Source organism: Ancylobacter oerskovii, from assembly GCF_018390555.1.
Classification (GTDB): domain Bacteria; phylum Pseudomonadota; class Alphaproteobacteria; order Rhizobiales; family Xanthobacteraceae; genus Ancylobacter; species Ancylobacter oerskovii.
Map to the genome: position 1 here is coordinate 486586 of NZ_JAHBGB010000002.1, position 24909 is coordinate 511494.

The window sequence follows — 24909 nt, forward strand, 5'->3', positions numbered from 1 at the left end:
AGACTGGCGGGGAACTTAAACATTTGTAATGCTGTCGTCCGACTTGCTCATCAGTTCGTCAAACTTCCGCCGCTCTTCGGCGGAAAGCGCCGGCACCGTCGCCGCCGCGCTCTCGCGCCAGCGCGCGCGCAGCCAGATCGCCAGCCCGCCCCCGATCAGGATGAGGAACGGCGCGGTCCACAGGATGACGTTCGCGCCGTGCCAGCTCGGGCGCAGCAGCACGAACTCCCCGTAACGGGTGACAAGGAAGTCGAGCACCGCCCGGTCGTCGTCGCCGGCCTTGATGCGCTCGCGCACGAGAAGGCGCAGGTCCTTGGCGAGCGGTGCGTCGGAATCGTCGATCGACTGGTTCTGGCAGACCATGCAGCGAAGTTCTCGGGACAGCGCGCGGGCGCGCGCCTCCTGCGCCGGATCGGGCAGCACCTCGTCCGGTTGCACCGCGCGCAGCGGGCTCGCGGCGATGAGCGCGACGAGAACCGCGAGGAAGAGGGTCGCGCGCTTCTTCATTCCGCCGCCACCGGCCTTGCGGCGGCCACCGCCTTGCGGGCCGGCTTGGGAGCGCCGACGCGCAGCCGCCGGTCGCTCAGCGACAAGGCGCCCCCCAGCGCCATGATGACGGCGCCGATCCAGATCAGCGTCACCAGCGGCTTCCAATAGGCGCGGATGGCGAGGCCGCCGCCCGGCAATTCGTCGCCGAGGCTGACATAGAGCTGGCTCAAGCCGAAGGTGCGGATGCCGGCCTCGGTGGTCGGCATGTTGCGGGCGGTGAACAGGCGCTTGGACGATTCGATGGTCCCGACGCTCGCCCCGCCCCGGCGGATGTCGAAGACGCCCGCCAATTCGCGGTAGTTCGGCCCGGTGCGGGGTTCGAGACGGGCGAGCGTCAGCTCGTAGCGCCCGACCGCGAAGCTGTCGCCGACCTTGGCGCCGACGATGGTCTCGCTGTTCCAGCTGGTCTCCGCCACGATGCCGAGCAGGCAGATGCCGATGCCGGCATGGGCGAGCGCCGCGCCCAGCGCCGCGCGCGGCAGTCCCCTGAAGCGGGCGAAGGCGGTCGCCGCCGGCACCCGCCCGAGGCCGGACCGCTCGGCGATGTCGATGATCGCGCCGAGAATCACGAAAGCGCCGAGCCCGATGCCGATCGGCGCCAGCGCCGGCCCGCCGCTCTCCGCATAGGCGGCCGCTCCGGCCGCCGCCAGGCCGATGAGGAAGGCGAGCATCAGCCGCTGCGCCGCGCCGGGCAGATCGCCGCGCTTCCAGGCCAGCAGCGGCCCGAACGGCATGGCGAACACCACCGGCAGCATCAGCGCCCCGACCGTCAGGTTGAAATAGGGCGGCCCGACGGTGATCTTCGCACCCGTCGTCGCCTCCAGCGCCAGCGGGTAGAGCGTGCCGACGAACACCGCCGCCGCCGCCGCGGTGAGCAGCAGGTTGTTCAGCACCAGCGCCCCCTCGCGGGAGATCGGCGCGAAGATGCCCCCCTGCCGCAGATTGCCGGCCCGCGCGGCGAACAGGGTCAGCGAGCCGCCGATGAAGAACACCAGGATGCCGAGGATGAACACGCCGCGCGTGGGATCGGTGGCGAAGGCATGCACCGAGGTCAGCACGCCCGAGCGCACCAGGAAGGTGCCGAGCAGCGACAGCGAAAAGGCGAGGATGGCGAGCAGCACCGTCCACACCTTCAGCGCGTCGCGCTTTTCCATGACGACGGCGGAATGGATCAGCGCCGTGCCGGCCAGCCACGGCATCAGCGAGGCGTTCTCCACCGGGTCCCAGAACCACCAGCCGCCCCAGCCGAGCTCGTAATAGGCCCAGTAGGACCCCATGGCGATGCCCAGCGTCAGGAACGCCCAGGCTCCCAGCGCCCAGGGCCGCACCCAGCGCGCCCAGGCGGCGTCGATGCGCCCGTCGATCAGCGCCGCCACCGCGAAGGCGAAGGTGACGGAGAAGCCGACATAGCCGAGATAGAGCAGCGGCGGATGGATGGCGAGGCCGATATCCTGCAGCACCGGGTTGAGGTCGTTGCCCTCGGCCGGCGCCGGGATCACCCGGGTGAACGGGTTGGAGGTCAGCAGCAGGAAGGCGATGAAGGCGACGCCGATCGAGCCCTGCACGCCCAGCACATTCGCCTTGAGCCGCGCCGGCAGGTTGCCGCCGAACAGCGCCACGGTGGCGCCGAAGATGGCGAGCACCAGCGCCCAGAGCAGCATCGAGCCCTCATGGTTGCCCCAGGTTCCGGTGATCCGGTAGAGCAGCGGCTTCAGGGAGTGCGAGTTCTCGACGACGTTCAGCACCGAGAAATCGGACGTCACATAGGCGACGACCAGCACCGCGAAGGACAGCGCGACGAAACCGCAGAAGGCCAGCGCCAGCGAGGGCCCCACCCGCATCAGCGCCGCGTCGTTGGTGCGCGCGCCCCAGATCGGCAGCACGGTCTGCAGGATGGCGACGGCGAGCGCCAGCACCAGCGCGTAATGGCCGATCTCCGGGTTCATGGCGCGGCACTCCCCTGGGTGGCCTTGACCGGATTGCCGTTCGCGCCTTCCTGCCAGACGCCCTGCTTCTTGAGGGCATCGACCACTTCGCGCGGCATGTATTTCTCGTCGTGCTTGGCGAGCACGCTGTCGGCGGTGAAGCTCATCGGGCCGGTCAGCCGGCCTTCCACGATCACCCCCTGCCCCTCGCGGAACAGGTCGGGCAGGATGCCGACATAGGCGACCTCGACATCGGCGCCGCCATCGGTGATGGCGAAGCGCACATGCACATTGTCGCTCTTCACCACGCTGCCGTCCTTCACCAGCCCGCCGACGCGCAGCCGCGTGCCCGGCGCCGTGTGCTCCTGGGCAATCTCGCTCGGCGAGCGGAAGAACACGATGGTGTCGTTGAGCGCGAACAGCACCAGCCCGGCGGCGATGGCCAGCACGCCGAGCGCGGAGGAGATGAGGACGAGGCGGCGGCCCTTGCGGGTCATGCGGCTAACTCCCGAGCCCTAGTTCGCGGGCGAGCGCGTCGATGCGGCCGAGCGCCTGGCCGTCGGCGGCGAACTGCACCCGCGCCTTGGCGGCGGCATCGCGGGCCTTGGCGCCCTCGCCCAGCACGTTCCACGCCCGCATCAGCCGCAGCCAGCCGTCGAGATCGTCGCCCTTCTCGGCGAGGCGCTGCGACAGCCGGTCGACCATGCCGCGGATCATGGCATCGCGATCCTGCGCGCTCATCTGCTGGGACGCCGCGACATCCTCGGCGCTCGGTCCCGGAGCCGGCGCCGCGGGCGCTCCCACCCGCGCCAGCGCGGCCGCCAGCATCGGCTGCCAGGGGGCGTCGGCGGGCGTATCGGCGGCCAGCGCCGACCAGATCGCCGCCGCGTCCTGCGGCCGCCCGTCCTGTTCGGCGGCCAGCCCCAGGAAATAGCGGGCGCGGGGATCCTTGGCATCGGCAGCCTGCGCCGCCTCGAAGGCGGCCTTCGCCTCGGCGGTGACGACCCCGCCGGACTGGGCGAGCAGCGCCTCGCCGAGCCCGTTCTGCCGGCGGACATCGGAACCGTCCAGCCGGATGGCGTTCTGCCAGGCCCGCGCCGCATCCTCATAGCGCCCGAGGCGCATATAGACCGGCGCGATCACCTCATAGCCGCGGCCGTCATCGGGATTGGTGGCGAGGTGCTCCTCGACGCGCCGGACCAGGATGGCGACGTCCGCCCCGCTCGGCTGGGCGTCGAGGCGCGCGGCCAGCGGCTGGCCGTCGAGCTGCGGCGAGCCGAGCGCGAAATAGAGCCCGCCCGCGAAGAGCGGCACGCCGATCAGCGCCACCACCGCCGCGACGCGCCGCCGCCGGTCGGCGCCGCCCGCCGCGCGTTCGGCGGCCTCGGCGCCGGCGACGCGCAGGATGCGGCGCGCGACCTCGTTGCGGGCCGCCTCGCTCTCGGCGGCGCCGATCAGCCCGGAGGCGCGGTCGCGCTCGATCTCGGCAAGCTGGTCGCGATAGACGGCGAGATCGGCCTGCCCATCGGACACGCCGTCGCCCGCGCGCGAGCGCAGGGGCCAGAGCACCGCCATGATGGCGGCGCCGGTCATCAGTGAAATGGCCAGCCACAGCAACATTAGTCTTCCTCTAATGCGCTCAGGTAGCCGACGCGACGGGCGCCGCCAATCCGTAACGACCTCGGTCCGATCGCCGCAGCCTCACAGTCGCGCGAGGAATCGGCCCGTTCTCACGCGACTGTGAGGTCGCGGGAAACACGAACCGCCCGCCTGCACCGGCAGGCGGGCGGTCGGATTCGCCATCGGCGGTCGGCCCGGACGAGCCGAAAGTCAGCCCGCCACCGGCGCCCAGGTGCCGTCCGGGTTGCGGCAGGCGGTGCCGCGCGCGGTCTGCGGCTGGCCGTCGATATAAATGGTGTGGGTGAATTCGCGGCAGCGCGGCGAACCGCCGCGGGCATAGGTCGGGCCGGGCACGATGGTGCCGTAATTGCCGTCCTCGCCGCGCCAGCTCACCGGGGCGCCGGGGCTGCCATATTCCAGCGCCTGCATCTCGGCCTGCCGGGCGCGCTGGCGGTCCTGCTCGTCGAGGGCGCTGCCGATGGCGCCGCCGATCAGGCCGCCGGCCAGGGCGCCGATCGCGGCACCCGCCACGTTGCGCCCGGCGATGGCGCCGATCACGCCGCCCGCAAGGGCGCCCGTCGCCGCGCCGCCCACCATGTTGGGATTTTCCTGGGTGGCGGTGCAGCCGGCCAGCGTGGCGCCGATCAGCGCGACGGCGACGAATTGGATAGCGCGCATAAAAGTCCCTTCCGAATCTTCCCAGCCTCAGCGGTGCGGCGCAGAAGGCGGGAGGATTAGGGCAAAACCGCGGCTCCCGCCTCAGGCGGCCGGCAGCCGCACCACGCAGCGTAACCCACCGAAAGGGGAACGGTCGAGCGCAAGCGAGCCTCCATACAGCCCGACCAGTTCGGAAACGATCGACAGGCCCAGCCCCGAGCCCGGCGTGGTCTCGTCCAGCCGTCGCCCGCGCTTCATCGCCTCGTGCCGCTGCTCCTCGGTGAGGCCCGGCCCGTCATCGTCGATGGTGATCTCGAAGACGCGCCGGCCCGCCGTCTCCCCCGCCGCACGGACGCTGATCTCGACCAGCGTGCGGGCCCATTTGCAGCCATTGTCGACGAGGTTGCCGACGATCTCCTCGAGGTCCTGCCGCTCGCCGCGGAAGCGCACCGCCCCGGCGATGTCGGTTTCCACGTCGATGCCGCGGCCGCGATAGACCTTGCCGAGCGAGGCGGCGAGCTTCTCGATCACCGGCCCCACCTCCTCCACGGTGGTGACGACCTTGGCGCGGGCGGCGATGCGGGCGCGCTCCAGATGGTGCGCCACCTGCCCCTTCATCACCTCCACCTGCTCCTGCACCTTGAGGGCGAGCGGGGAATCGGCGCCGCCGGCGGGCAGGCGCAGCGCCTCGTTCTGCAACACGGAGATCGGCGTCTTCAGCGCATGGGCGAGGTTGCCGACATGGGTGCGCGCCCGCTCGACGATCTCCCGGTTGGTGTCGATCAGGGCGTTCATCTCCGCCACCACCGGCGCCACCTCGATCGGGTAGTCGCCCTCCAGCCGCTCGGCGCGCCCCTCGCGCACGGCGGCCAGCGCGGCGAGCATCCGCTTGAGCGGCCGCAGCCCGAACAGTACTTGGAACGCCACCGTCATCAGGAAGACGAGGCCCAGCACGGCGAGGGTGATGGCGAGCGCGGTGTCGAAGCCCTCCACCTCGTCGTCGATCTCGCCGGCATCGGCGGCGACCGCGATGGCGTAGCGCCCGTCCTCGCCGAGATCGACCACGCGCTCGACGATGCGCAGCCGCTGGTCGGCCGGTCCCTTGGCATAGTCCTCGCGCAGGCCGGTCAGGTCGGAATCGGTGCCCTTCTCCACCAGCACCGGCAACGTGCCCTCGGGCATGGAGCGCGAGGTCTTCACTTCCTTGGCGGTGCGGTCCAGCCGCACGATCTGCCAGTACCAGCCGGAGAGCGGAAACGAGAAGATGGGGTCGCCCAGCGTCGTCGGCTCCGGCATCTGGCCGGCGGTGGAATTGGCGACGTCGGCGACGATGGTCTTGAGATAGACGTCGAGCCGCCGGTCGAAGGCGCGCTCCACCGCCTGCCGATAGGCGGTGGACAGCACCAGCCCGGTGAGGGTGAGCACCACCACGATCACCAGCGTGGCGGAGACGAACAGCCGAAGCGCCAGCGAGCGCGCGCGCATCAGCGCGGCGCGTCCGGCAGGGCGAGCAGGTAGCCGAGCCCGCGCACGGTCTGGATCACCTCGATGCCGAGCTTCTTGCGCAGGCGCCCGACGAACACCTCTATGGTGTTGGAATCGCGGTCGAAATCCTGATCGTAGAGATGCTCGACCAGTTCGGTGCGCGACACCACCCGCCCGGCATGGTGCATGAGATAGGCGAGCAGCCGGTATTCGTGCGAGGTCAGCTTCACCGCCTTGCCATCCACCGTCACCCGGCCGGAGCGGGTGTCGAGCATCACCGGGCCGCAGCTCAGCTCGCTGGCGGCATGGCCGGTGGCGCGGCGCAGCAGCGCGCGGATGCGGGCGAGCACCTCCTCCATGTGGAAGGGCTTGGCCACATAGTCGTCGGCGCCGGCGTCGAAGCCCTGCACCTTGTCGCTCCAGCGGTCGCGGGCGGTGAGGATGAGCACCGGCATCTTCTTGCCGTCGCGCCGCCAGGCTTCCAGCACCGAGAGCCCGTCCATCTTCGGCAGGCCGATGTCCAGCACCACCGCGTCATAGGGCTCGCTGTCGCCGAGATAATGCCCCTCCTCGCCGTCATGGGCGCGGTCGACGGCATAGCCGGCGTCGGTCAGCGCCTCGGTGAGCTGCCGGTTGAGATCGGGATCGTCCTCGACGACAAGCAAACGCACAGCCAGGCCCCTTCATACGACGAATCGCCACGCCGCTGCCGGCGGCGTGGCCTTCGTCAGGGAGCATGCCATTGCGGCACCGGCTTGTCAGGCGAGGCCCGCTTCCTCCCGTGCCCGGCGCAGGGCCCCGAGGAGCGAGAGGCCGATGCCGAGCACGGTGAGGGCGACGAAGGCCTGCTGGGCGATGCGCGACATCTCGGCGAAGGGCGAGAGCTGCTGCGCCGCCTCCGTCACCATGGCCCCGACGGTGCCCAGCGTCGCGGTCAGGGCCCCCTTGCCTTCGAGGCCCGCGCCCGTCGTCGGCCGGGCAGCCGGCTCGACATAGTTGGAGGCGACGAAATCGCCGCGCGCCCACAGCCCGGCCTCGGCGGCGCGGCGGTTGGCGAGCCCGGCCAGCACCTTGCCGCCGGCCCGGTTCCATTTGGCGAGCTCGCCCGGCACGGCGGCACGGTCGCCGGCATTGAGCTGCTTCAGCAGCGTCGAGGCCCGAAAGTTCCCCGATCCCACATTGAAGCAGAACGACACCAGCGCCGCGAACTGGTTGTCGGAAAGCGGCACGTCCACCGCCTCCTCCACCGCCGCCTCGTACTGGGCGAGATCGGCGCGCAGCATCGCCTCGGCCTGCGCCTCGGTGATCTTCTGGCCGCGCTTCACCGCCGGCGGGCCGGCGGCGTCGGTATGGCCGTAGCCGATGGTCCAGACGCCGACCGGATCGCGATAGGCCGTCAGGCGCCGGCCCTCCCACTGCTTGATGAGGGCGAGGCCGGCGTCGTTCACGCTGCGCGCCATGGGGGTCTCCTGATGAATGGGCACAAAAAAGCCGCCCGGCGGGCGGCGGCGGACGAATGGGCGTGCCGGCCGATCAGGCGAATTGCGCCGTGTCGATCGCCCCGGAGGCGGCCACCGTCACATTGGTGAAGCGGGTGGGATGGATGCCGTCGGCGGTGTATTTGCCGGCGGTGCCGTCCACCTTCCACTTGCCGGAGTTGCGGCTGCTTTCCACCACGTCGGCGACGTCGAACACCCCGTGCAGCGGATGGTCCGTCTCGCCGGCGCGCAGGGCGCCGACGGTGCCGGCCGCCACGGGGACGCCGGCAAGGAGCGGCGCCCCGTCGCGCAGCCAGTCGTTCAGCTGCTCGCGCACGCCGCTGCCGGAAATCGAGAAATTGGTGCGCGCCGTCTGGTTCTCCAGCGTCGCCCAGCTGTCGGTCGAGTTGGTCTCGGGGGTGAGCGTGGTCTGGAACAGCCGGGCGCCGGTCCGGGCGCTCCCGGCGCCGCGCGTCCACAGCGCCAGCATGTTGGCCTGCATCGCGGCGAGGGTGGCGCCGCCGGCGATGCTGTTCACGCCATGCTCGAAGACGATGTTCTTCACATAGCGCGCCAGGGCGAGGCGGTTGCTGCAGCTGCGGGTGGCCGTCTCGAGATCGTCGCCGGCCATGGCGCCGCTGATATAGGCGTGGCTGGAGGAGACGGCGCGCCCGATCAGCCCGAAGCCGCCATCGCTGGCATCGTCGGCCGCATAGGCATCGCCGGTGCCTTCGACGATGCTGTCGCCGATGCCGAGCACGCCGCCATGGGTGGTGCGCGCGATGATGCCGACCGGCCAGGTTCCCACCGAGCGGGTCGCCGGATCGGGGGTGCCGAAGCGCCGCGTCAGGTCCGCCGTGCGCGAGGTCGAGGCGGTGCAGCCTTCCGCCGCATAGTCGTTCTGGCGGAAATTGGCATGGACATAGCCGACCGAGCCATAGACCGCGATACGGACATGGATCTCCGCGCCCGCCGCCAGCGTGATCGGCAGGAAGTCGGTGCACAGGTCGCCGCCGGCGTCGATGAAGCCCTGCGAGGCGCCGGCGAAGGACATCTGGGTGAGCGTGCCCGTCGGGTATTCGATCGATGCCGAGACCGCCACCTGCGCCTGAACGGCGGTCTCGAACTTGTCGCCCGCCCGGTTGGCGAACCAGTTGGGGAAGCGCACCGCCAGCTCGGTGACATCGGCGCGCAGCGTGTGGCGGGTGCGGGTGAAGGTGCTGATGCCGTCGGTCGCCTGCGCGGTGGCGATGCGGCAATTGGTGGCGACCTGCCCGTAATATTCCTCGGCGCTGCGCAAGGGGAACGCCCCGCTATTGGCCGGCAGGTCGCCGGTCCGCGCGCGCAGCGCCGCGAGCGAGTGGCGGCCAAAGAACCCGTCCGCGTCATGGCCGACGAGATGGGTGAGCGCGCGCTGCGGCGCGAGTTCGATTTCGCCCGACATCAACTGGTCTTTCCTGAGAGTGGGGAATGAGAGAGGTCCGGCATCCGGCCGGCGAGCGGCGACACGCCCTCCGACACGCGGCCGGCCAGCAGGACGCGGCCTTCCGGCAGCTCGGGCGCCGGTCCACCCGGCGCGGCGAGCACGAGGGTGGTGAGCGCGAGGCGCACCCGCCCGCCGGTGAAGGTGCCGCCGCCGGCGGACACCACCACCGGCGTATCGGCGTAGAAGGCCTGCGCGCCGATGGCGCCGATGGTGGTCGCCCCGACGCCGGTCGCGAGGCCGGTGCCGAACTTGCTGGCCTCGCCGGCAATGCCGAGGCTCCAGCCGGCGGTGCCGGCGAGGGCGACGAGCACGCGGCTCGCCACGCCCAGGCAGATCGCCCGGTCGGGGATCACCAGCGCCGTCGTCACCGCGGCGCCGGCGAGATCGACCTCGATCTCCTCGACCCGCAGCCCGACCCCGGCGCCGGAGGGCGAGAAGGCCAGCGCGTCGCGCCAGGCCGTGCCGTCGAAGCCGACGCTGCGCCCCTCGGCGACCACATGCGCCCGCCAGCCCGCCCGGGGGGTGAGGAAGCGCCAGCCGGAGCCGTCATGCACCGCCACCGCGCCCGCGCGTCCGGCCCAGTCGCCGCCGGCGCCGGCGGCGACGATATGGCGGTCGCCGAGGACGGGCGTCGGCGGCGGCGTGGCGCGCGTGCGGTCGAGCACCGCCAGTTGCACGGCGGCGTCGAGCAGCAGCAGCGCCTCGTTATGGGTGACGTGCTTCTGCGCCTGCGCCGCCGCGAGCAGCGGCAGCGCCAGCGACGGGGTCGTCTCGCTCATGGTGATCTCGTGCTGTTGCGGCGTTCAGGCCGGAGGATCAGGTCGCCAGCCGCGCAAGGAGCGGCGCTCCCGCCCCGGCGCTCGCGGAAAGCTGCGCGACGCGCAGGTCGATGAAGGGCTGCGCGGCGCCGAAATCGACGATCTCCGCCGCCGCCGCATAGAGGAAGGCCGGCGAGGTCACGGTCGCGGTCCGCACCACGGCGGCGCCGTTCAGGATCTCGACGCGGTAGGCCTCCGCCGCCTCGCCGAGCGGCACCTCGACGACGTCCCAATTGTCGCCGCCCTGGCGGGTGCGCCGGGTCCAGCTCATCTCGACGCCCGCCGGCGTGCGCCGCGCGCGGGCATGCACCGGCGCGAGCGGCGCCAGGGCGAGAGCGCCGACGGTCGTCCCGGTTTCGGAGACCGCCGGATCGCCATGGTCGCGATCGGCCCGCCCCGCCCGCAGGGTGAGCGCGCGACCGATCTGCTCGGCTCCGGTCGCCACGCCGGCGAGGTTGCGGTCGAGCCGCACGAACAGCGTGCCGGCCGGCCATTCGGCGGCCGCCCGCGCCTCGGTGCCGCCCTGCCCGCGCAGCAGGGTGCCGAGCGACCACACCCGCTGGCCGACCAGCTCGGCCTCGGCGAACTGGATCACCTCCACTGCGCCGTCCGGCGCCACCAGCGCCGCGAGATTGGCGCCGTTCAGCACCGCCTCCTCGCTCGCCGCCGCCAGCAGCCCGCCGTAAAGCTCCACCGTCAGCCGCGCGCCCGGTTGCCATAGCCAGGGCGCTCCCGGCGCCAGCGGCCCGGTGAGCCGCCCCATCACCGAAGGCGCCGGCAGCGTCGCCACCCGCTCGAAGCTCGCCCCGTCGATCCCGCGCCACACCGCCAGCGCCCCCGGCCAGGGGGAGGTGAAGGCCGCCAGCCAGGCCAGCGTCGGCGCCTCGCCGGAAGAGGGCAATGCCGGCAGGGTCAGCACCGCCAGCTCCGGCGGCCCGGCCGCCACGGGCAGGGTCACGCCGGTCGCGCGCGGCTCGCGCACCGCCAGCGCGAACACGCCGGGATCGATGCTGCGTCCCGTCACCTCCCGCGCCTCGGTGTCGCTGACCTCGGTGATCTCGACCAGCCGCCGCCGGCCGTCGCGGGTGAGGCCGACGATATCGCCCGGCTCCAGCGCGAGCCGCGAGGGCGGCAGCGCGAAGCGCAGGCTCTCGCGCGTTGCCCAGGCATCCTGCAGCCACATCTCGGCGAGGCCGGAGACCAGCCCGTCATGCGCCGCCATGGCGACATCGAGGCTCGTCTCCACCCGCGCGGCGCCGGCGAGCCGGCGCGAGGCGGCGGTGGAGCGGCGATATTCCGCCATCGCATCGACGAAGCCGATGGTCACGGAGAGCGGCAGCTCGCCCTCCGATGCCCGGGTGACGCTCGGTGCCGGCCGGTCCTCGTCGGCGAGGACATCCTCGTCGGCGAGTTCCGCCGCCAGCCGGCCGCCGCGCGGGCGCAGCGCCAGCCCGTCGCCATTTTCCATCAGGTCGAAGCCGAAGACGCGGCCCAGCGGCTCCAGCGCCGCCCGCACGCTCATCGGCCGGTCGACGACATAGCCGTCGATCACGCCGGCCAGCCGCGAGGCGTCCAGCCCCTCGATGCCGGCATCAGCCGCGAGCGCCGCGCACATCTCGGCGAGCGGCGCCGAGCCCAGCCGCCCGGTCAGCCAGTGGCCGGTCGTCCAGTTCGTCCCGTCCGCCCACACATCGGTGGCGAGCGGAAAGGCGGGGAACGGCCGCGCATCCCATGTCCAGGCATAGACGCCCGCGAGGTCGATCATCCGCCCGCCCGGCAGGCCGGCGGCCGGCGGATTGGCGGCATCGGACGCAAGCGCGTCGAAGGAGGCTTCGAGATGCCGGCGCTGGATCAGGTCGTCGCGCTGTCCATTGGAGAAGGGCGGCAGGCCGTTCTCCACCGATTTCGGATCGGGGAACACGCTCGGCCGGTTCGCTCCCTTGTCGACCGCCGCGCAGCCGATCTCGGTCAGCCGCACCGGCTTCGCCCCCGGCACATAGGCGGTCGGGCCCGCCTGCCGGACGCCGCCGATGCGCTCGTGATGGGCATGGCCCCACCAGGAGGCGATGTCCTTCTGGCGGAACACCCAGGGCTCGCCATAGGCGCCGTCGGTGATCGGGGTGCGGGCCTGCGTGGCGCGCGCGTCCTCGTCGGCATAGTACCAGTCGAAGCCCTCGCCGCCGGCGACATTCGCCGCGAGATAGGCGGGATCATAGCCGCTGCCGAAGCTCGCGGCGTCGAGATGGACGTCGCCGTCGCGCCAGTCGGCGATCGGCGCGTACCAGTCGATGCCGATGAAGTCGATGGCCGGCGACGCCCAGAGTGGATCGAGCGGAAAACGCACCTCTTCCCCGCCATCGAGCGAATGGGCGCCATATTCCGTCCAGTCGGCCGCATAGGAGACGAGGGTCCCCGCCCCCACCGTGGCCTTCACCTCGGCCGCCAGCGCCGCATAGTGCTGCGCCGCCGGATAGACGCCCGGGCTCGAGCGCACCCGCGTCAGCGCCGCCATCTCCGAGCCGATCAGCAGCGCCTCCACCCCGCCGGCGAGCACGCTCAGCCGGGCATAGTGCAGCGCCATCCGCCGCAGCCCCCAATCGGCCGGGCCGGCATAGATCACCTCGCCGCCGGAAATCGCGAACTGCGCCGCCGTGGCGGTGCCGAACAGCGCGGCGATCTGCGCGCCGGCGCCGGCGGTGCCGTCCGGCGTGCCGGGCCGTCCCGGCGCGGGATCGCAGGTAATGCGCCCGCGCCAGGGATAGGCCGGCTGGTCGGCATTGCCGGTCCAGGGGTCGGCCAGGCCGCTGCCGGCCGGCACGTCCATCATGATGAACGGGTAGAGCGTCACCTTCAGCCCGCGGGCCTTCAGCGCCTGGATGGCGCGCACCACGCTGGCGTCGGAAGGCGTGCCGCCATAGGCCGGGCGTCCCTCATGCGCGCTCACCAGATGCGCGTCGGCCCGCGTGCGGCCGGCGACCCGCCAGGCCTGCGTCGTGCCGCCGGCCTTCACCGTCTTGTCCCGCCGCTCGACGCCGGGATGCACCTCGCACCGCCCCGCCCGCAGGTCGGTGCCGAACCACGACACCACCAGCGCCACCCGTTCGAGGTTCGGGCAGCAGGCCATGAGCCGGTCGAGCGACGCCTCGACATCGGTCGCGGCGATCGTCGCATGGCGGTTCTCCGCCGCGTAGCTGCCCGCCCGTTCGACGCGCTTGAGCTCGGTGGTGTCGTAGCCGAACTCGGTGGCGGCGGGGATCATCGTCACCGCCTTCAGGCGCGGCTCCAGCGCCCCGACGGCCCGCTCCACCTCCACCGAGAGCTGCGGCAGCCGGTTGCCGAAATCGGCGAGCGGCAGTCGCTCGAAGACGAGATAGACCAGCCCGCGATAGGCCGGCGCCCCCTCGCCTTCCAGCGCCGCGACCAGCGGATCGGGCATCTGGTCCTCGCCGCCGAGATAGGTGCGGACGTTGAGCCCTTCCAGATCCAGCTCGCGCCCGTCGGCCCAGATGCGGCCGATCCACGTCGCCGGCCCCTCGCACAGGCCGACCGCGAAATTCGCGTAATAGGAATAGGTGGTCGTGGTGGTGCCGCCACCGAGCGACGAGCCCTTGCCGCCGGCGGAACCGGTCTGCGTGGAGACCACCTCCTCCACCTCGCTCGCCCAGATCAGCTGCGCCGAGAGCCGGGCGCGGCCATAGAGCCGCGGCATGGGGGCGCCGTCCACCGAGGTCATGATGTCGAGATCGGCCAGCCGCGGCCCCTCGACATTCTTGCCGGGCGTGAGCAGCGCACGGTCGATCACCGCCCCGCCCAGCGCGCCGATGGCACGGCCGGCAATGGCGCCGAGCGGCCCGAACAGCGAGCCGCCCAGCGCCGCCCCCGCGCCGCCGAGAAGAAGTGTCGCCATGGATGAGGTTCCGATGTCAGAGAAAGACGCAATCGCGGTGCGGTTTCTTGTCCCCTACCCCGCGCCGGGAAAGGCGAAGGCGAAGGCGAGGCGCCGCCGCCACCAGGGCGCGAAGGCGACCTCCGCCACGCTCGCCCCGTCATGGGCGTGCACCATGCGATCATCAGCCACCAGGATCGCCGCATGCTTGGCCGGCAGATGCGCCCGCCAGCGGAACAGCAGCACGTCGCCGGGCCGGACGGCCTCCACCGCCACCGGCGCCAGATGCCGGAACCCGGCCTGCGCCAGTTGCTCGGTCCGCGTCGCCTCCGCCCAGTCCGGCGCATAGGCCGGCAGGGTCTCGGGCTCGGCGCCGAGCACCGCCCGCCACACCCCGCGCACCAGCCCGAGGCAATCGGCGCCCTCGCCGGCGAGCGAGGCACGATGCAGATAGGGCGTGCCGATCCACCGGCGGGCCTCGGCGATGATCTTCGCCCGCAGCTCCGTCTCGCTCATGTCAGGAGGCCCCCGGCCGGGAGATGCGCAGCACCGCGTCATTGCCCGGCATGTGCGGCATGCCGCGGAAGTTCGGCGTGTTGGCGAAGCGGTCGCGGCAGGTGGAGAACCGCTTGTCGCAACCGGCGCTCACCGTGAAGGCGTCGCCTGCCGCCAGCGGCTCCGGCGGGCGCTGCCACATGTCGAGCCGCACCGTGCCGCCGGCCATGCCATGCGCCTTCACCTCGCTGGCGAAGCCCGCATTGGCCCCGCCGGTGAAGACGAGCCGTCCCTGCGTGAACCAGCCGGCGGCGAAGCCGTCGAGCCCGCTCGCCGTGAACCGCCCGGCCGCCTCCACCGCGACCACCGCCCCCTCGCCGCGGAACGCCGGCGCGGCAAGATCGATCCGGCAGCGCACGTCGCCGAGATCGGCGTCGCAGCTGCGGGTGAACAGCCGCCCGCGCACCTGCCCGAGCGCGTCGGCGAGCCCGCGCAGCTCGGCGACGAAGGTGCCGTTCTCGCGCCGCACCTCGCCGAGGCTACCCCGGCGCAGCCGCACGAAGCTCGCCGGGTTCGACCAGTCGACCAGCAGCAGCTCCACCGCCGCCCCGTCATAGAGGCCGGCGGCGAGGTCGCGCTCGTCGAGCTGGTCGGCGGCGAGCGCGCCGGCCATCTCCCCGGCCGCGGCCGCGAAGCCGAGCGCCGCCGCCGTCTCGCTTCCCGTCACCCCCGCCGCGGCGTGGAAGGGCGTGCCGTCCACCTCGAGGTCGCGGTCGTGCTCGGTCAGCCCCAGCACCGTGCCGTCGCGGCGGGTGAGACGCCAGCAGCGTGCCAGCGTGGTGGCGCCGGAGGCCAGGGCGGCGGCGAGGTCCGGTGGCAAGGTCCTCATGGTCTTATCTCCAGCACGGGAATGCGCGGGATCTGCCCGGCCTCGAAGGCGGTCAGGTTCACCTCGAGGAAATCGGTGTCGAAGCGCACGGGCACGTCGAACAGGAATCCGGCGGTCACGCCCGCTCCCGCCGCCGGCACATGGCCGGCGAGGAAGGTGACGGTGCCGAGCGTGGCGTCGAGGGCGTAATGCGTTCCCTCGGTCTGCTCGGCCCCGTCCACCGCCACCCGCACCGTGCCGGCGACCGGCTTGGCGATCGGCCGCGCATAGGGCGCGTGCGCGCCGCCATAGGTCTTGGCGAGCTGGAACTGCGCCCGCGCCCCGGTGCCGGCGCCGAGCGCCTGGTCGAGCGGCGTCACCGCCGTTCCCGGCGCGGCGGAGGAATGGTCGAGCCGGTCGCGCCAGCGAAAGCCATAGAGTCGCCCGCGCCGCTCCTCGAAGAAGGCGACGACGCCGGCCAGCTGCGCCAGCGAGGTGACGCCGTAGCCGGCGTCCCAGCGCCGGCGGGAATGGGCGAGGCGCGTGTTGCGCTCCTCGCGGCCGGTCAGCGTGGTGACGATCTCGGTCGCCCGCTCCGGCCCGCCCGCCGCGCCGAGCGCGATGTCGAGCGGAAACAGCACCTCGTGGAAGGCGGCCATGGCATGCCTTTCATTGCGAATATCGGAATGGCGGCACGGCGGCGGCGCCTCAGCCGCTGCGCTCCCCGCGGGCGACCGCCCGGCTCACCAGCCCGGCGAGATAGGCCTCGGACCGGCGGAACGAGCCGGCATCGGGCGTCGCGACATTGACGGTGACGTTCACCGCCCGGCCGCCGCCGCCCGCCGCCACGCCGAGCCGCCCGTCGGGCCCGCGCCGCAGCGGCAGGATCGCCTCGGCGCCGGCCTCGCCCATCAGCCCGGTACGTCCGCCGGCGAGCGGGAAATAGGTCGGGCTCGCCACCACGCCGCCGCTCGCGAACGGCACCACCCGCCCGCCCTCGAAGGCGCCACCCTTCGCAAAGCCCAGCGCCCCGCCGAACAGGCCCTGCACCAGGCTGGCGAAGCCCTGCTCCACCGGCCTCAGGGCGATGTCGAGCGCCAGCGAGGAAAGCCTGAGCCCCAGCGCGCGGATCACGTCGCCGGCCTCCTTGCCCTTCACCACCGCGCCGGTCAGCGCGTCGCCCACCGACCGGCCGAAGCCGCGCGCCAGGCGCTCGGCTTCGGAAAGCTCGCGGCGGAAGGCGCTCGTGTCCGCCGATATCTCGACGGTGAGATCCGCCGCCGTCAGACTGTCATCCTCGGTCATGTCGGCTCCATGCGATCGGTCGGAAGGTCGGGGATCAGTCGGGAAACCGCGCCATCAGCGCCGCCAGGCCGCTGCGGTCGAGCGGCGCCCGCTCCGGGCCGGCGAAGGCGCGCATGGCGGCGGCGAGTTCGCGCGGCGTCAGCGCCCAGAAGTCGCGGGCGGCAAGCCGCAGCCGGCCGAAGCCGAACGCCATGGCCTCCGCCCAGGGAAACGCCGCGACGGGCCGCGACAGCTCGGTCGCGTTCAGTCCCGCCGCGGCACGCGAGGGTCCGGCACGGCCTCCGCGGCCGCCGGCAGGTCCGGTCGCCCTTCCTCCGGCACCGCCCCGAAGGTGGCGGCGATCAGGTCGCCGACGATGCGGGCGAAGCCGGTGGCCCCGCCCGGCGTCGTCATCCGCGCCACCTCCGCCGCGCCGATCTCCTCGCCGGCACCGCCGAGGCCGGCGGCGATCACCCGCGCCGCGTCGCGGGCGGAGAGCCGCCCGGCGCCGAAGCGCTCGGCCAGCGCCACCAGGTCGGCGGCCCCGAAGGCCTCCTCCAGCTCCGCCAGCGCGCCCAGGGTAAGCACCAGCCGCCGCCGGCGCCCGTCGAGCTCGGCGACGATCTCGCCGCGATAACGGTTGGCCGCGAAAACGTTCATGTCCGGTCCCTCACAGCGCCACGAAGGCGAGTTCGCCCGCGCTTTCCAGCGCGATGTCGAACGTCACCTCGCCGTCGTGCTCGGCGGCGATCTCCAGCGAGACGATCTGGAACGGCCCGGTGACGGTGCCGAAATCGGGCACCACCAGCTGCGCGTTCTGCACCGCGCCGTCGAAGAAGCTCTGGCGGATCAGCGCGTCGGAGGCGGCATCCTTGAACACGCCGGAACCGGAGACGGAGGCGCGCTTCACCCCCGCCCCCGCCAGCAGTTCGCGCCAGCGCCCGGCGCTCTCGGCATGGGTCACGTCGACCGTCTCGGTGTTGAAGGCGATCTGCCGCGAGCGCAGCCCGGCCACCGTCACATAGGCGGTGCCGTCGTGGATCTTCAAAAGCAGGTCCTTGCCCTTCTGCGCGGCCATGGCCGTCTCCCGTCTTGGTATTTAGGAACCGTTAACCGCGATGCGGCAACCTAGGGCCAGGGTCGGCGATCAGGTGATCGCCGCCAGCGCCCGTCTCATGTTCTGAATCAGGATGAGGAATCGCCGCCAAGTGAGCTCATCCTCCGATTCAGGATGAAGGCGCTTTCCCGAGTCCCCGCCGGATATTAGCCGGCTTTCCTGAGATTCGTCCTGCCCGTTCAAGTCGTTTCCGTCACAGCGCGAAACCGGACGATCGCACGATAGGTGCGCCCGCCCGCCTCGCGCCGGATCTCCGCGCCGGTGGTGCGCAGGTTGACGAGCCGCCCCTCGGCCAGCGGCAGCGCCGCATCGTGCAGCGCTTCCTGCACCAGCGCGGCGATCCGGTGCGCCTCGCCGTGCCCACCCTGGCGCGACCACACATGCAGGGTGAGCCGGTGTTCCTCGCCACGCTCGGTGGCGGTGGACCAGTCGAGCACCTGCGCGTCTCCCAGCGTCACATAGGGAAACACCGGCGCCGCCGGCGGCACATCGTAGATGCGCGCGCCGCCCAGCGCGGCAAGCAGCGGCGCATCGGCGCCGAGCGCCGCGTGAAGTGCGGCCCGCAAGGCCGCCGCCGCGCTCATCGCCCGCCCTCCCGCGCGGCCACCTCGCGCGCAACCTCCGCACGCAAAGCCGTTTGCCGGCGCAGCACGGCGATCAGCCGGGCAAGCGTCGCGCTCTTCAGGCTGGATGAAAACCTCATGGCGCCTCCTCCCGGCAGCGGCAGGAAAGCCGCCGCCCGCGTCCGTCCGGGTCGCTCACCGCCTCGACCAGCAGCACCCGCGCGCCGAGCCGCAGCCGGTCGCCCGGCTTCACCGCCGCCGGCGCCCGCAGCGTCACGCGATGCGTCAGCACCGCCCCCGGCCGGTCGGCGATCTCGGCCGGCGCGGCGTCGCTGCGCAGCGCGCCCCACAGCTGCCCCGCCGCCACATAGGCGAGCACGGCCCCGCCGAGCCCATCGGGCGTCGCCACCGGCGTCTCATGGACCAGCCGGTGGCGCAGTCCGCCGAGCCCGCTCACAGCCGCGCCACCCGCCAGGGGGCGACCAGCGTGCCCAGCGCGGCGGGAAAGGCCGCGGCCGGGCCGGCGAGGTCGCGATGCTCGTGGAAATGCGCCAGCACGAGGCGCACCGCCTCGATCAGCGGCGCCGGCACCTCGGCGGCGCTCGGCCCGTGCCCGGCGGTGATGTCGAGCGCGATGCCGGCGAGCGGGCGCGGGGGCGGTGCCACCGCCCCCCGGTCGACGCGGATCAGCCCCGGCAGCCGCGCGGCATCGACATTGAAAGCCGTCCCGGGCACCTCGATCTCCACGCCGGCGGCGTCGATCAGCGCCACCCTGTCGAGCGTGCGCAGCGGCGACACCGGCACCGGGATCAGCCCGCTCGCCGGCCAGGCGTCGCGGACGATCCGCCATTTCTGGTCGATCAGCGCCCGGCGGGTCAGCGTCTCCACCGTCGCCCGCGCGGCGGTGATCATCGAGGCGATCAGCGCGTCCTCGCCGTCATGGTCGACGCGCAGATACGCCTTCGCCTCGGCGAGCGTCAGCGGTTCGCTCGCGGGTCCCGCGAGCAGCAAGGCGGGCATCGGCCCCTCCCCTCTTGTGCTGTGAAACGATGCAGCGACGTGCCTCGGCCCGACGCCCGCCATGACTTGACGCGGCGGGAGCCGGCCGGCAGAACCGCGCCACCCCCTCATCGAGGAAGCCCGATGCCGCGCCCCTCCTTCTTCCGCCTCGCCCGGATCGCCGCCGTCGCCGCCCCCCTGCTGGCCTGCGCCGCGCCGGCCCTCGCCATTGTCGGCGGCCGCCCGGCGGACGAGGCGACGAAGGCGCAGACGGCGCTCATCGTCTCGACGCGGGGCGCCTCCTGCACCGGCGTCGTCGTCGCCCCGCAGGTGCTGCTCACCGCGGCGCATTGCGTGCAGCCCTCGGCGAACTATGCGGCGGTGGTGTTCGAGGCGTCCGGCCCGCGCCTCGTCGAGGCGAGCCGCATCGCGCTGCATCCGCGCTTCGACCCTGCCTCCTTCGAGACCCGCCGGCCGACGCCGGACCTCGCTTTGGTGAAGCTCTCGGCGCCGCTGCCCGGCGTGCGCCCGGCGCAGCTGTCGAGCGAGCCGGCGCTGCCGGCCCGCCGCACCGCCTTCACCCTCGCCGGCTACGGCGTGACGAAGGACGGCGACGGCAAGTCGGCCGGCACGCTGCGCGTGGTGAGCCTGCCGAGCATCGGCACCACCGGCGGCATCATGATCCGCCTCTCCGATGGCGCGGCCGCCGGCGGCTGCACCGGCGACAGCGGCGGCCCGGTCTTCCTCGACGGCACGGTGGCCGGGATCATCGGCTGGTCGACGGCGGCCGGCGGCGCGCGCGGCTGCGGCGGCGTCACCGGCGCGACGCTGGTCGGTCCCCAGCGCGCCTGGGTCGATGCCACCGCGCGGAGCATGGGCGCGCAGTGATCCCCCTTTCCCGCTGGGGAGAAGAGATCGCGCCCGTCCGTTCCCTCTCCCCGACGGGAAGCGGGAGCTTGCTGCGTCTGGCCCCGGCGCCGCACGGTCCGACCTGCCCCCTCCCCTGGCGGGAGAGGGAGCAGGTCGCGCCCGTTACGACGCGGCGAACTTCAGCAGCTTGATGGCGTCGAAGTCCTGCACGCCGCCGCCGACGCGCTTCGTGGTGTAGAACAGCACATAGGGCTTGGCGGAATAGGGATCGCGCAGCACCCGCACCCCGGCGCGGTCCACCACCAGATAGCCGCGGCGGAAATCGCCGAACGCCACCGAAAGGCTGTCGGCGCCGATATTCGGCATCTCCTCCGCCTCGTGGACGGCGAAGTTCATCAGGCTCGGCGGCTGGCCGGGGCCGACGGGCGGCGCCCAGAGATAATGGCCGTTCTCGTCCTTCAGCTTGCGCACCGCGCCTTGCGTACGGCGGTTCATCACGAAGCTGCCGTTCTGGCGATAGCCGGCCTTCAGCGCATAGACGAGATCGACCAGCGGATCGGCGGGATTGGCGCTCGGGAAGCCGCCGGCCGCGCCCGTCGCCACGAAGCCGAGCGAACCCCACGCCCAGGCGCTCTCGGCCACGCTCGCATAGCTCAGGAAGCCCTTCGGCTTGCCGGTGCCGTCGCCGGTGACGAAGGCGGTGCCTTCCTGGCTGGCGAAGGCCGCCTCCACCTCGATGGCGAGCCATTCGTCGATGTTCACCGCCGCGTCGTCGAGCAGGGTCTGGGTGGCCGCCGGCATGGCGTAGAGTTCCATCGCCGGGAAGGCGAGTTCGTCCAGCACCGGGCTGGCGGTCTGCGCGCGGGCCGCCGTCTCGGCCACCCAGCCGACCGCCGGGCCGGAGGTCATGAACGGCTTCTTGTAGGTGCCGGCGGAAATCGTCCGCACGTCGGAGATGGCGCGGATCGGCGAGAGCGCGGCGAGCCTTTTGCCGATCTCGCGCTCGGTCTCGCCCGGCACCACATAGCCGCCATCGGCGGCGACGCCGGCCGACATCGCCTTCGCCTCGATGCGCTTGAGGCCGGCCGCCTCGCCATGCCGGACATAGGCGTCGAAGGCGGCCTTGTGCTCGCGCGCCGCGAGGTCGCCCGCCAGGTCGGCGCGGCCGGAGAGCCCGGGCCGGCGCGCTTTGAGCACCAGCTCGTCGATCAGCGCCTTCTGGGTGTCGAGCGCGGCGTTGATGCGCTCCACCTTGTCGGCGGTCACCGCATCGACGCCGCGCCGCTCCAGCTCGCCGAGGCGCTGGTCGTTGGCGTCCTTGAACGCCTCGAAGGCGCCCATGAATTCCTCGAAGGCGGCGCTCACCTCCGGGCCGGCGGATTTGGTCTCGAGGCCGGCTTTGGTTTCAGGATTGCTGGACATGAAGGGTCATCCTTTCAGGGGAGAGAGGGAGCCGGGTGTCGGCAGGGCGCCGAGGGCGCGCAGGCGCCGGGCGCCGCGGCGGATGGCGGCGACGAGCGGGGTATTGGAGCCGCCGAGCCGCTTCACCGCGTCGATGCGGGCGTCGGGCTGCATGGGGAAGGTGACGACCGACACCTCCCACAAATCGATGCGCGAGAGCCGGCGCACCCGCGAGCGCGGGTCGGTACGGCCCTCCACAGCGCGGAAGCCGATGGAGAGCCCGTCGATCGCCCCGGCACGCATCAGCGCCAGCACCTCGCGGGCACGCGCCACGTCCGACATCAGCCGGCCGCGCACGAACAGGCCGGTCGCATCCTCGCGGATCTCGGTCCACACGCCGATCGGCTCGGCCGGATCGTGCTGGAACAGCATGCGCACCCCGCCGGCGCCGCGTTCGGCGAGCGAGCGGGAGAAGGCGCCGTGCAGGATCAGGTCGCGGCCGAGATCGACGCGGCCGAACAGCGCCGCATAGCCCTCGAAGCTGCCGTCGGCCTCGATCTGCGCCAGCGCCGCCGGGCGGGCCTTCACCTCCGGCGGCGCGAGCGCCGGCGCCCGGCGGGCGGCATCGATGCGAAAGGAACTCATGCGCCGCCCTTCCCGCCATCCTTGGCCGATCGGGCGGCGGAGGTGGCCGCCGGCTTGTCGACATGGGCGGCGCGGTCGAGTCTGCCGAGGGTCCGGCCGAAATCGCGGAAGACTTTCGGCGCGTCGCCGGCGCGCGTCGGCGCCGGCAGCCGCGGCCGTCCGGGCAGGAAGGCCCGGATGCGGGGTGTGACCTTCATTCGTCGTCTCCGAAGGTGGCTTTGGTGTCAGCCGTGAACCGGGCATTGAAGCTGGCGTTGAAGCGCGCGATCTCGCGCACGAAGTCGTCGAAGCGCCGCACGCCGGCGGCGAGCTCGCGAAACAGCACATAGGCGAAGCCGGAGGCGCCGAGCGCCCAGGCGAGCAAGGCCAGATGCGCGAGATCGCCCCGCGCCACGAAGGCGTCGATGAGGTGGTCCATGGGCGGTCTCGGTTGCAGCCGGATTGGCCGCGCGCGGCGGCGGGCCGGTCGAAAAGACGACGGTGATGCCCCCGCTCCCCGTCCTCCCGGCCGGAGGCGAAACCTTCGAGCCGGGATCACGTCCCGATATCCCGACTGGCGGCGTAGGCTTCGAGCCGGGATCGCGTCCCGATGCGCGGCGGCATGCCCGAAGACGTGGATGGCCGGGTCAAGCCCAGCCATGACGATATCCGGCTTCAATCCCGGTCCGGCGGCGGCCCCGCGCACCCGAACGTCAACGGGCACGATCTTCCGCCGCATCACACCACAACCACGTCAAGCCCGGCCATGACGATATCCGGCGTCCGTTCCGTCACGCCGGAACGTTGACCAATCCTCTCTCTTTCGCGACGCTACACTGACAAAGCCACGTCATGCCCGGGCTTGACCCGGGCATCCACGCGGCCCAGCCAATGCCGCGACGCCGCTCTTCTTCATCCGGCCAAAGGCGTAGCCCTCGAGCCGGGATCGTTCCGATATCTGCGCGATCCCGGACCGACCTGCGGCCGCCCGGGACGACCCCGGCATACCGCAACGAATGCCAGGCTCCCCGCGTCCCACAAGGAGCTCCGCCATGTCCGGCGTGTTCGATCTGTTCGTCCGCTCGGCGCGCGAGAAACGTCCTCTCGCCTGCCGCTATGACGGCCATGAGCGTGAGCTCTGCGTGCATGTGGTCGGCTACAAGCACGGCGACGCAAGGGCGCTCGCCTTCCAGTTCGCCGGCGGCAGCGCCAGCGGCCTGCCGTCGGGCGGCGAATGGCGCTGCCTGTTCCTGGAGCGCGTCCGCGATGCCCGATTGATCGACGGCGACTGGCGCAGCCCCCCCTGGACGCAGCCGCAGAGCTGCGTCGACGAGATCGTCGTCGAGGTGGGGAAGAAGGACTGAGAAACGCGCAAGTGAGGCGCGATCACGGGTTTTTCTTCCCTCTCCCCGAGGGGGAGAGGTGGCCCGCGAAGCGGGTCGGTGAGGGGGAACGACATCGGGAAGCCGGTAAGCCCCTTCACCCCATCCCTCTCCCCGACGGAGAGAGGGGGGCCGGTCGCTCCGTCGCCCCCAGCGCCTCTTCTACCCCTCGCCATACCCCACGGCCGCGCGTTTCTCCGCCTCGCTGAGGAACGCCGCGTCGCCGACGCGGCGCCACAGCGCCTCGCGTTCGGACGACAGCGCCTCGATGGCGTCGAGGTCCGGCACCAACTCCAGCGGCGCGTCGCCGAAGCCCGGCGCCAGCCAGCGCGCCAGTCCCTCACCGATGCGCCGCGCCATCGGCAGTACCGCCTGGCGCCAGAACACCCGGTTGGCCTCGGAATAATTGGCGTAGGTCGCGTCGCCGGGAATGCCCAGCAGCATCGGCGGCACGCCGAAGGCGAGCGCGATCTCCCGCGCCGCGGCGTTGCGCGCCTCGAGGAAATCCATGTCCTTCGGCGACAGCGACAGCGGGCGCCAGTCGAGCCCGCCCTCCAGCAGCAGCGGCCGGCCGGCATTGGGGGCGCCGGAGAAATTCGCCTCCAGCTCCTCCTTCAGCCGGTCGAACTGCTCGTCGGAGAGATTGCCCGCCCCGCCATAGACCAAGGCGCCGGACGGCCGGGCGGCATTGTCGATCAGCGCCTTGTTCCAGGCGCCGGCGGCGTTGTGCAGGTCGAGCGCGGTCTGCGCCGCCTCCAAGGGCGCCGTGCCGTAATGGTCGTCGAGCGGGTTGAACAAGGCGAGATGCAGGATCGGCGGCACGCCGTTCCCCGCTTGCCCGTCCTGCAGGAAACGCAGCGTGCGCCCGCCCACCGTGTAGTCATAGGCCTCCGCCCAGCCGTCAATGCCGGGCACCACCTTCATGCGGTCGGGGCGCAGCACATGCAGCTCGCGCACCCGGCCGTCGAGGCTCACCGCCTCGACATAGGCATTGCCGGCGAGCAGCAGATGCCCCGCCACCGCCTCGATGAGGCCGGCCCCCGTCGCCCGCATGTTGGGACGCGCCAGCAGGTCGAGCAGCGGATGGCCGGCATGTTCCTGCGCGCCCTCCATCAGGCTGAAGCGCACCTGCGCCGCGCCCTCGGCGATCATCCTGACGCAGCGATGGGCGACGGCGTTGCGCAGATAGCCCTCGCCGGCGAGCGCGGCATAGTCGCGCGGCGTCCAGCGCGGCCGTCCCGCGGCGAGCAGCGCGACCAGCGGCGCCGCCCGCGAGGCCTTCGCCTCGGGGGGAGCGGCGGGACGGAAAAAGCGAAAGGGCAGACGCATCGGAGTATCCCGCGCTTCGGAGGAACACCGGCCGGCCGGAGAGGTGGCGGCCACGAAAAAGGCCGGCGTGCAC

The 24909-nt window shown here is 72.4% G+C and carries 29 protein-coding genes; 2 read left to right on the top strand and 27 right to left on the bottom strand.

Going from position 1 to position 24909, the window contains the following annotated elements:
- Positions 1 to 15 precede the first annotated feature (15 nt).
- The 22 genes from KHC19_RS02485 to KHC19_RS02585 form a co-directional block, all read right to left on the bottom strand.
- On the bottom strand, positions 16 to 507 hold the full coding sequence (locus KHC19_RS02485; protein WP_213350431.1) for a cytochrome c-type biogenesis protein: 492 nt from the start codon (positions 505 to 507) through the stop codon (positions 16 to 18).
- Positions 504 to 2495 (bottom strand): heme lyase CcmF/NrfE family subunit, encoded by a 1992-nt coding sequence (locus KHC19_RS02490; protein WP_213350432.1) that lies wholly within the window; start codon positions 2493 to 2495, stop codon positions 504 to 506. Before KHC19_RS02490 ends, KHC19_RS02485 begins: the two co-directional genes overlap by 4 nt.
- The gene (ccmE, locus tag KHC19_RS02495; RefSeq protein WP_213350433.1) at positions 2492 to 2971 is read right to left on the bottom strand and encodes a cytochrome c maturation protein CcmE; all 480 of its coding nucleotides are present in this window, start codon (positions 2969 to 2971) and stop codon (positions 2492 to 2494) included. The genes KHC19_RS02490 and ccmE overlap by 4 nt, the downstream gene beginning before the upstream one ends.
- Positions 2972 to 2975: 4 nt before the next feature.
- Positions 2976 to 4094, bottom strand: a complete 1119-nt coding sequence (gene ccmI / locus KHC19_RS02500; protein ID WP_213350434.1) for a c-type cytochrome biogenesis protein CcmI — start codon at positions 4092 to 4094, stop codon at positions 2976 to 2978.
- Between the two features lie 210 nt (positions 4095 to 4304).
- A complete protein-coding gene (locus tag KHC19_RS02505; protein WP_213350435.1) occupies positions 4305 to 4772 on the bottom strand; it encodes a glycine zipper domain-containing protein in 468 nt (155 codons plus the stop codon).
- A gap of 81 nt (positions 4773 to 4853) precedes the next feature.
- Positions 4854 to 6236 (bottom strand): ATP-binding protein, encoded by a 1383-nt coding sequence (locus KHC19_RS02510; RefSeq protein ID WP_213350436.1) that lies wholly within the window; start codon positions 6234 to 6236, stop codon positions 4854 to 4856.
- Positions 6236 to 6907, bottom strand: a complete 672-nt coding sequence (locus KHC19_RS02515) for a response regulator transcription factor (RefSeq protein WP_213350437.1) — start codon at positions 6905 to 6907, stop codon at positions 6236 to 6238. The genes KHC19_RS02510 and KHC19_RS02515 overlap by 1 nt, the downstream gene beginning before the upstream one ends.
- An 87-nt stretch (positions 6908 to 6994) precedes the next feature.
- Positions 6995 to 7696 carry a lysozyme gene (locus KHC19_RS02520; protein WP_213350438.1) on the bottom strand — a complete coding sequence of 234 codons (702 nt, stop codon included), beginning with the start codon at positions 7694 to 7696 and terminating at the stop codon, positions 6995 to 6997.
- Between the two features lie 73 nt (positions 7697 to 7769).
- The gene (locus KHC19_RS02525) at positions 7770 to 9158 is read right to left on the bottom strand and encodes an SGNH/GDSL hydrolase family protein (protein ID WP_213350439.1); all 1389 of its coding nucleotides are present in this window, start codon (positions 9156 to 9158) and stop codon (positions 7770 to 7772) included.
- Positions 9158 to 9979, bottom strand: a complete 822-nt coding sequence (locus KHC19_RS02530) for a DUF2793 domain-containing protein (RefSeq protein WP_213350440.1) — start codon at positions 9977 to 9979, stop codon at positions 9158 to 9160. Before KHC19_RS02530 ends, KHC19_RS02525 begins: the two co-directional genes overlap by 1 nt.
- 37 nt (positions 9980 to 10016) lie before the next feature.
- Complete coding sequence (locus tag KHC19_RS02535; protein ID WP_213350441.1) at positions 10017 to 13925, bottom strand: baseplate multidomain protein megatron; 3909 nt, start codon at positions 13923 to 13925, stop codon at positions 10017 to 10019.
- A 54-nt stretch (positions 13926 to 13979) separates the two neighbouring features.
- On the bottom strand, positions 13980 to 14420 hold the full coding sequence (locus KHC19_RS02540; RefSeq protein WP_213350442.1) for an NlpC/P60 family protein: 441 nt from the start codon (positions 14418 to 14420) through the stop codon (positions 13980 to 13982).
- Between the two features lies 1 nt (position 14421).
- Positions 14422 to 15288, bottom strand: a complete 867-nt coding sequence (locus KHC19_RS02545; RefSeq protein WP_213350443.1) for a DUF2163 domain-containing protein — start codon at positions 15286 to 15288, stop codon at positions 14422 to 14424.
- A complete protein-coding gene (locus KHC19_RS02550) occupies positions 15285 to 15926 on the bottom strand; it encodes a DUF2460 domain-containing protein (RefSeq protein WP_213350444.1) in 642 nt (213 codons plus the stop codon). The genes KHC19_RS02545 and KHC19_RS02550 overlap by 4 nt, the downstream gene beginning before the upstream one ends.
- Positions 15927 to 15975: 49 nt before the next feature.
- On the bottom strand, positions 15976 to 16572 hold the full coding sequence (locus KHC19_RS02555) for a phage tail tape measure protein (RefSeq protein WP_213350445.1): 597 nt from the start codon (positions 16570 to 16572) through the stop codon (positions 15976 to 15978).
- Positions 16573 to 16606: 34 nt separating this feature from the next.
- Positions 16607 to 16819, bottom strand: a complete 213-nt coding sequence (locus KHC19_RS02560; protein WP_425514510.1) for a rcc01693 family protein — start codon at positions 16817 to 16819, stop codon at positions 16607 to 16609.
- Positions 16816 to 17211, bottom strand: a complete 396-nt coding sequence (locus KHC19_RS02565; protein ID WP_213350447.1) for a gene transfer agent family protein — start codon at positions 17209 to 17211, stop codon at positions 16816 to 16818. The genes KHC19_RS02560 and KHC19_RS02565 overlap by 4 nt, the downstream gene beginning before the upstream one ends.
- Before the next feature lie 10 nt (positions 17212 to 17221).
- Positions 17222 to 17629, bottom strand: coding sequence for a phage major tail protein, TP901-1 family (locus KHC19_RS02570; protein WP_213350448.1), 408 nt, complete (start codon positions 17627 to 17629; stop codon positions 17222 to 17224).
- Between the two features lie 218 nt (positions 17630 to 17847).
- Complete coding sequence (locus tag KHC19_RS02575) at positions 17848 to 18252, bottom strand: DUF3168 domain-containing protein (protein WP_213350449.1); 405 nt, start codon at positions 18250 to 18252, stop codon at positions 17848 to 17850.
- A complete protein-coding gene (locus tag KHC19_RS26135; RefSeq protein WP_281418522.1) occupies positions 18249 to 18371 on the bottom strand; it encodes a hypothetical protein in 123 nt (40 codons plus the stop codon). The genes KHC19_RS02575 and KHC19_RS26135 overlap by 4 nt, the downstream gene beginning before the upstream one ends.
- The gene (locus tag KHC19_RS02580; RefSeq protein ID WP_213350450.1) at positions 18368 to 18688 is read right to left on the bottom strand and encodes a head-tail adaptor protein; all 321 of its coding nucleotides are present in this window, start codon (positions 18686 to 18688) and stop codon (positions 18368 to 18370) included. The genes KHC19_RS26135 and KHC19_RS02580 overlap by 4 nt, the downstream gene beginning before the upstream one ends.
- Positions 18685 to 19251 carry a head-tail connector protein gene (locus KHC19_RS02585; protein WP_213350451.1) on the bottom strand — a complete coding sequence of 189 codons (567 nt, stop codon included), beginning with the start codon at positions 19249 to 19251 and terminating at the stop codon, positions 18685 to 18687. Before KHC19_RS02585 ends, KHC19_RS02580 begins: the two co-directional genes overlap by 4 nt.
- Positions 19252 to 19374: 123 nt before the next feature.
- On the opposite strand from KHC19_RS02585, the gene KHC19_RS02590 reads away from it, so the two are divergent.
- Positions 19375 to 20118, top strand: a complete 744-nt coding sequence (locus KHC19_RS02590; RefSeq protein ID WP_213350452.1) for a S1 family peptidase — start codon at positions 19375 to 19377, stop codon at positions 20116 to 20118.
- 144 nt (positions 20119 to 20262) lie between these two features.
- Here KHC19_RS02590 and KHC19_RS02595 read toward each other — a convergent pair whose 3' ends face one another.
- From KHC19_RS02595 to KHC19_RS02610, 4 genes are read right to left on the bottom strand one after another with little or no spacing between them, the layout of a single operon-like run.
- On the bottom strand, positions 20263 to 21522 hold the full coding sequence (locus KHC19_RS02595; RefSeq protein WP_213350453.1) for a phage major capsid protein: 1260 nt from the start codon (positions 21520 to 21522) through the stop codon (positions 20263 to 20265).
- A 6-nt stretch (positions 21523 to 21528) separates the two neighbouring features.
- The gene (locus KHC19_RS02600) at positions 21529 to 22146 is read right to left on the bottom strand and encodes an HK97 family phage prohead protease (protein WP_213350454.1); all 618 of its coding nucleotides are present in this window, start codon (positions 22144 to 22146) and stop codon (positions 21529 to 21531) included.
- On the bottom strand, positions 22143 to 22343 hold the full coding sequence (locus KHC19_RS02605) for a hypothetical protein (RefSeq protein WP_213351062.1): 201 nt from the start codon (positions 22341 to 22343) through the stop codon (positions 22143 to 22145). The genes KHC19_RS02600 and KHC19_RS02605 overlap by 4 nt, the downstream gene beginning before the upstream one ends.
- The gene (locus KHC19_RS02610) at positions 22340 to 22564 is read right to left on the bottom strand and encodes a hypothetical protein (protein WP_213350455.1); all 225 of its coding nucleotides are present in this window, start codon (positions 22562 to 22564) and stop codon (positions 22340 to 22342) included. Before KHC19_RS02610 ends, KHC19_RS02605 begins: the two co-directional genes overlap by 4 nt.
- Positions 22565 to 23177: 613 nt before the next feature.
- Here KHC19_RS02610 and KHC19_RS02615 point away from each other — a divergent pair.
- The gene (locus KHC19_RS02615; protein WP_213350456.1) at positions 23178 to 23489 is read left to right on the top strand and encodes a hypothetical protein; all 312 of its coding nucleotides are present in this window, start codon (positions 23178 to 23180) and stop codon (positions 23487 to 23489) included.
- A gap of 180 nt (positions 23490 to 23669) precedes the next feature.
- Here the strand turns inward: KHC19_RS02615 and KHC19_RS02620 are convergent, their stop codons facing one another.
- Positions 23670 to 24836, bottom strand: coding sequence for a phage portal protein (locus KHC19_RS02620; RefSeq protein ID WP_213350457.1), 1167 nt, complete (start codon positions 24834 to 24836; stop codon positions 23670 to 23672).
- Between the last annotated feature and the right edge of the window lie 73 nt (positions 24837 to 24909).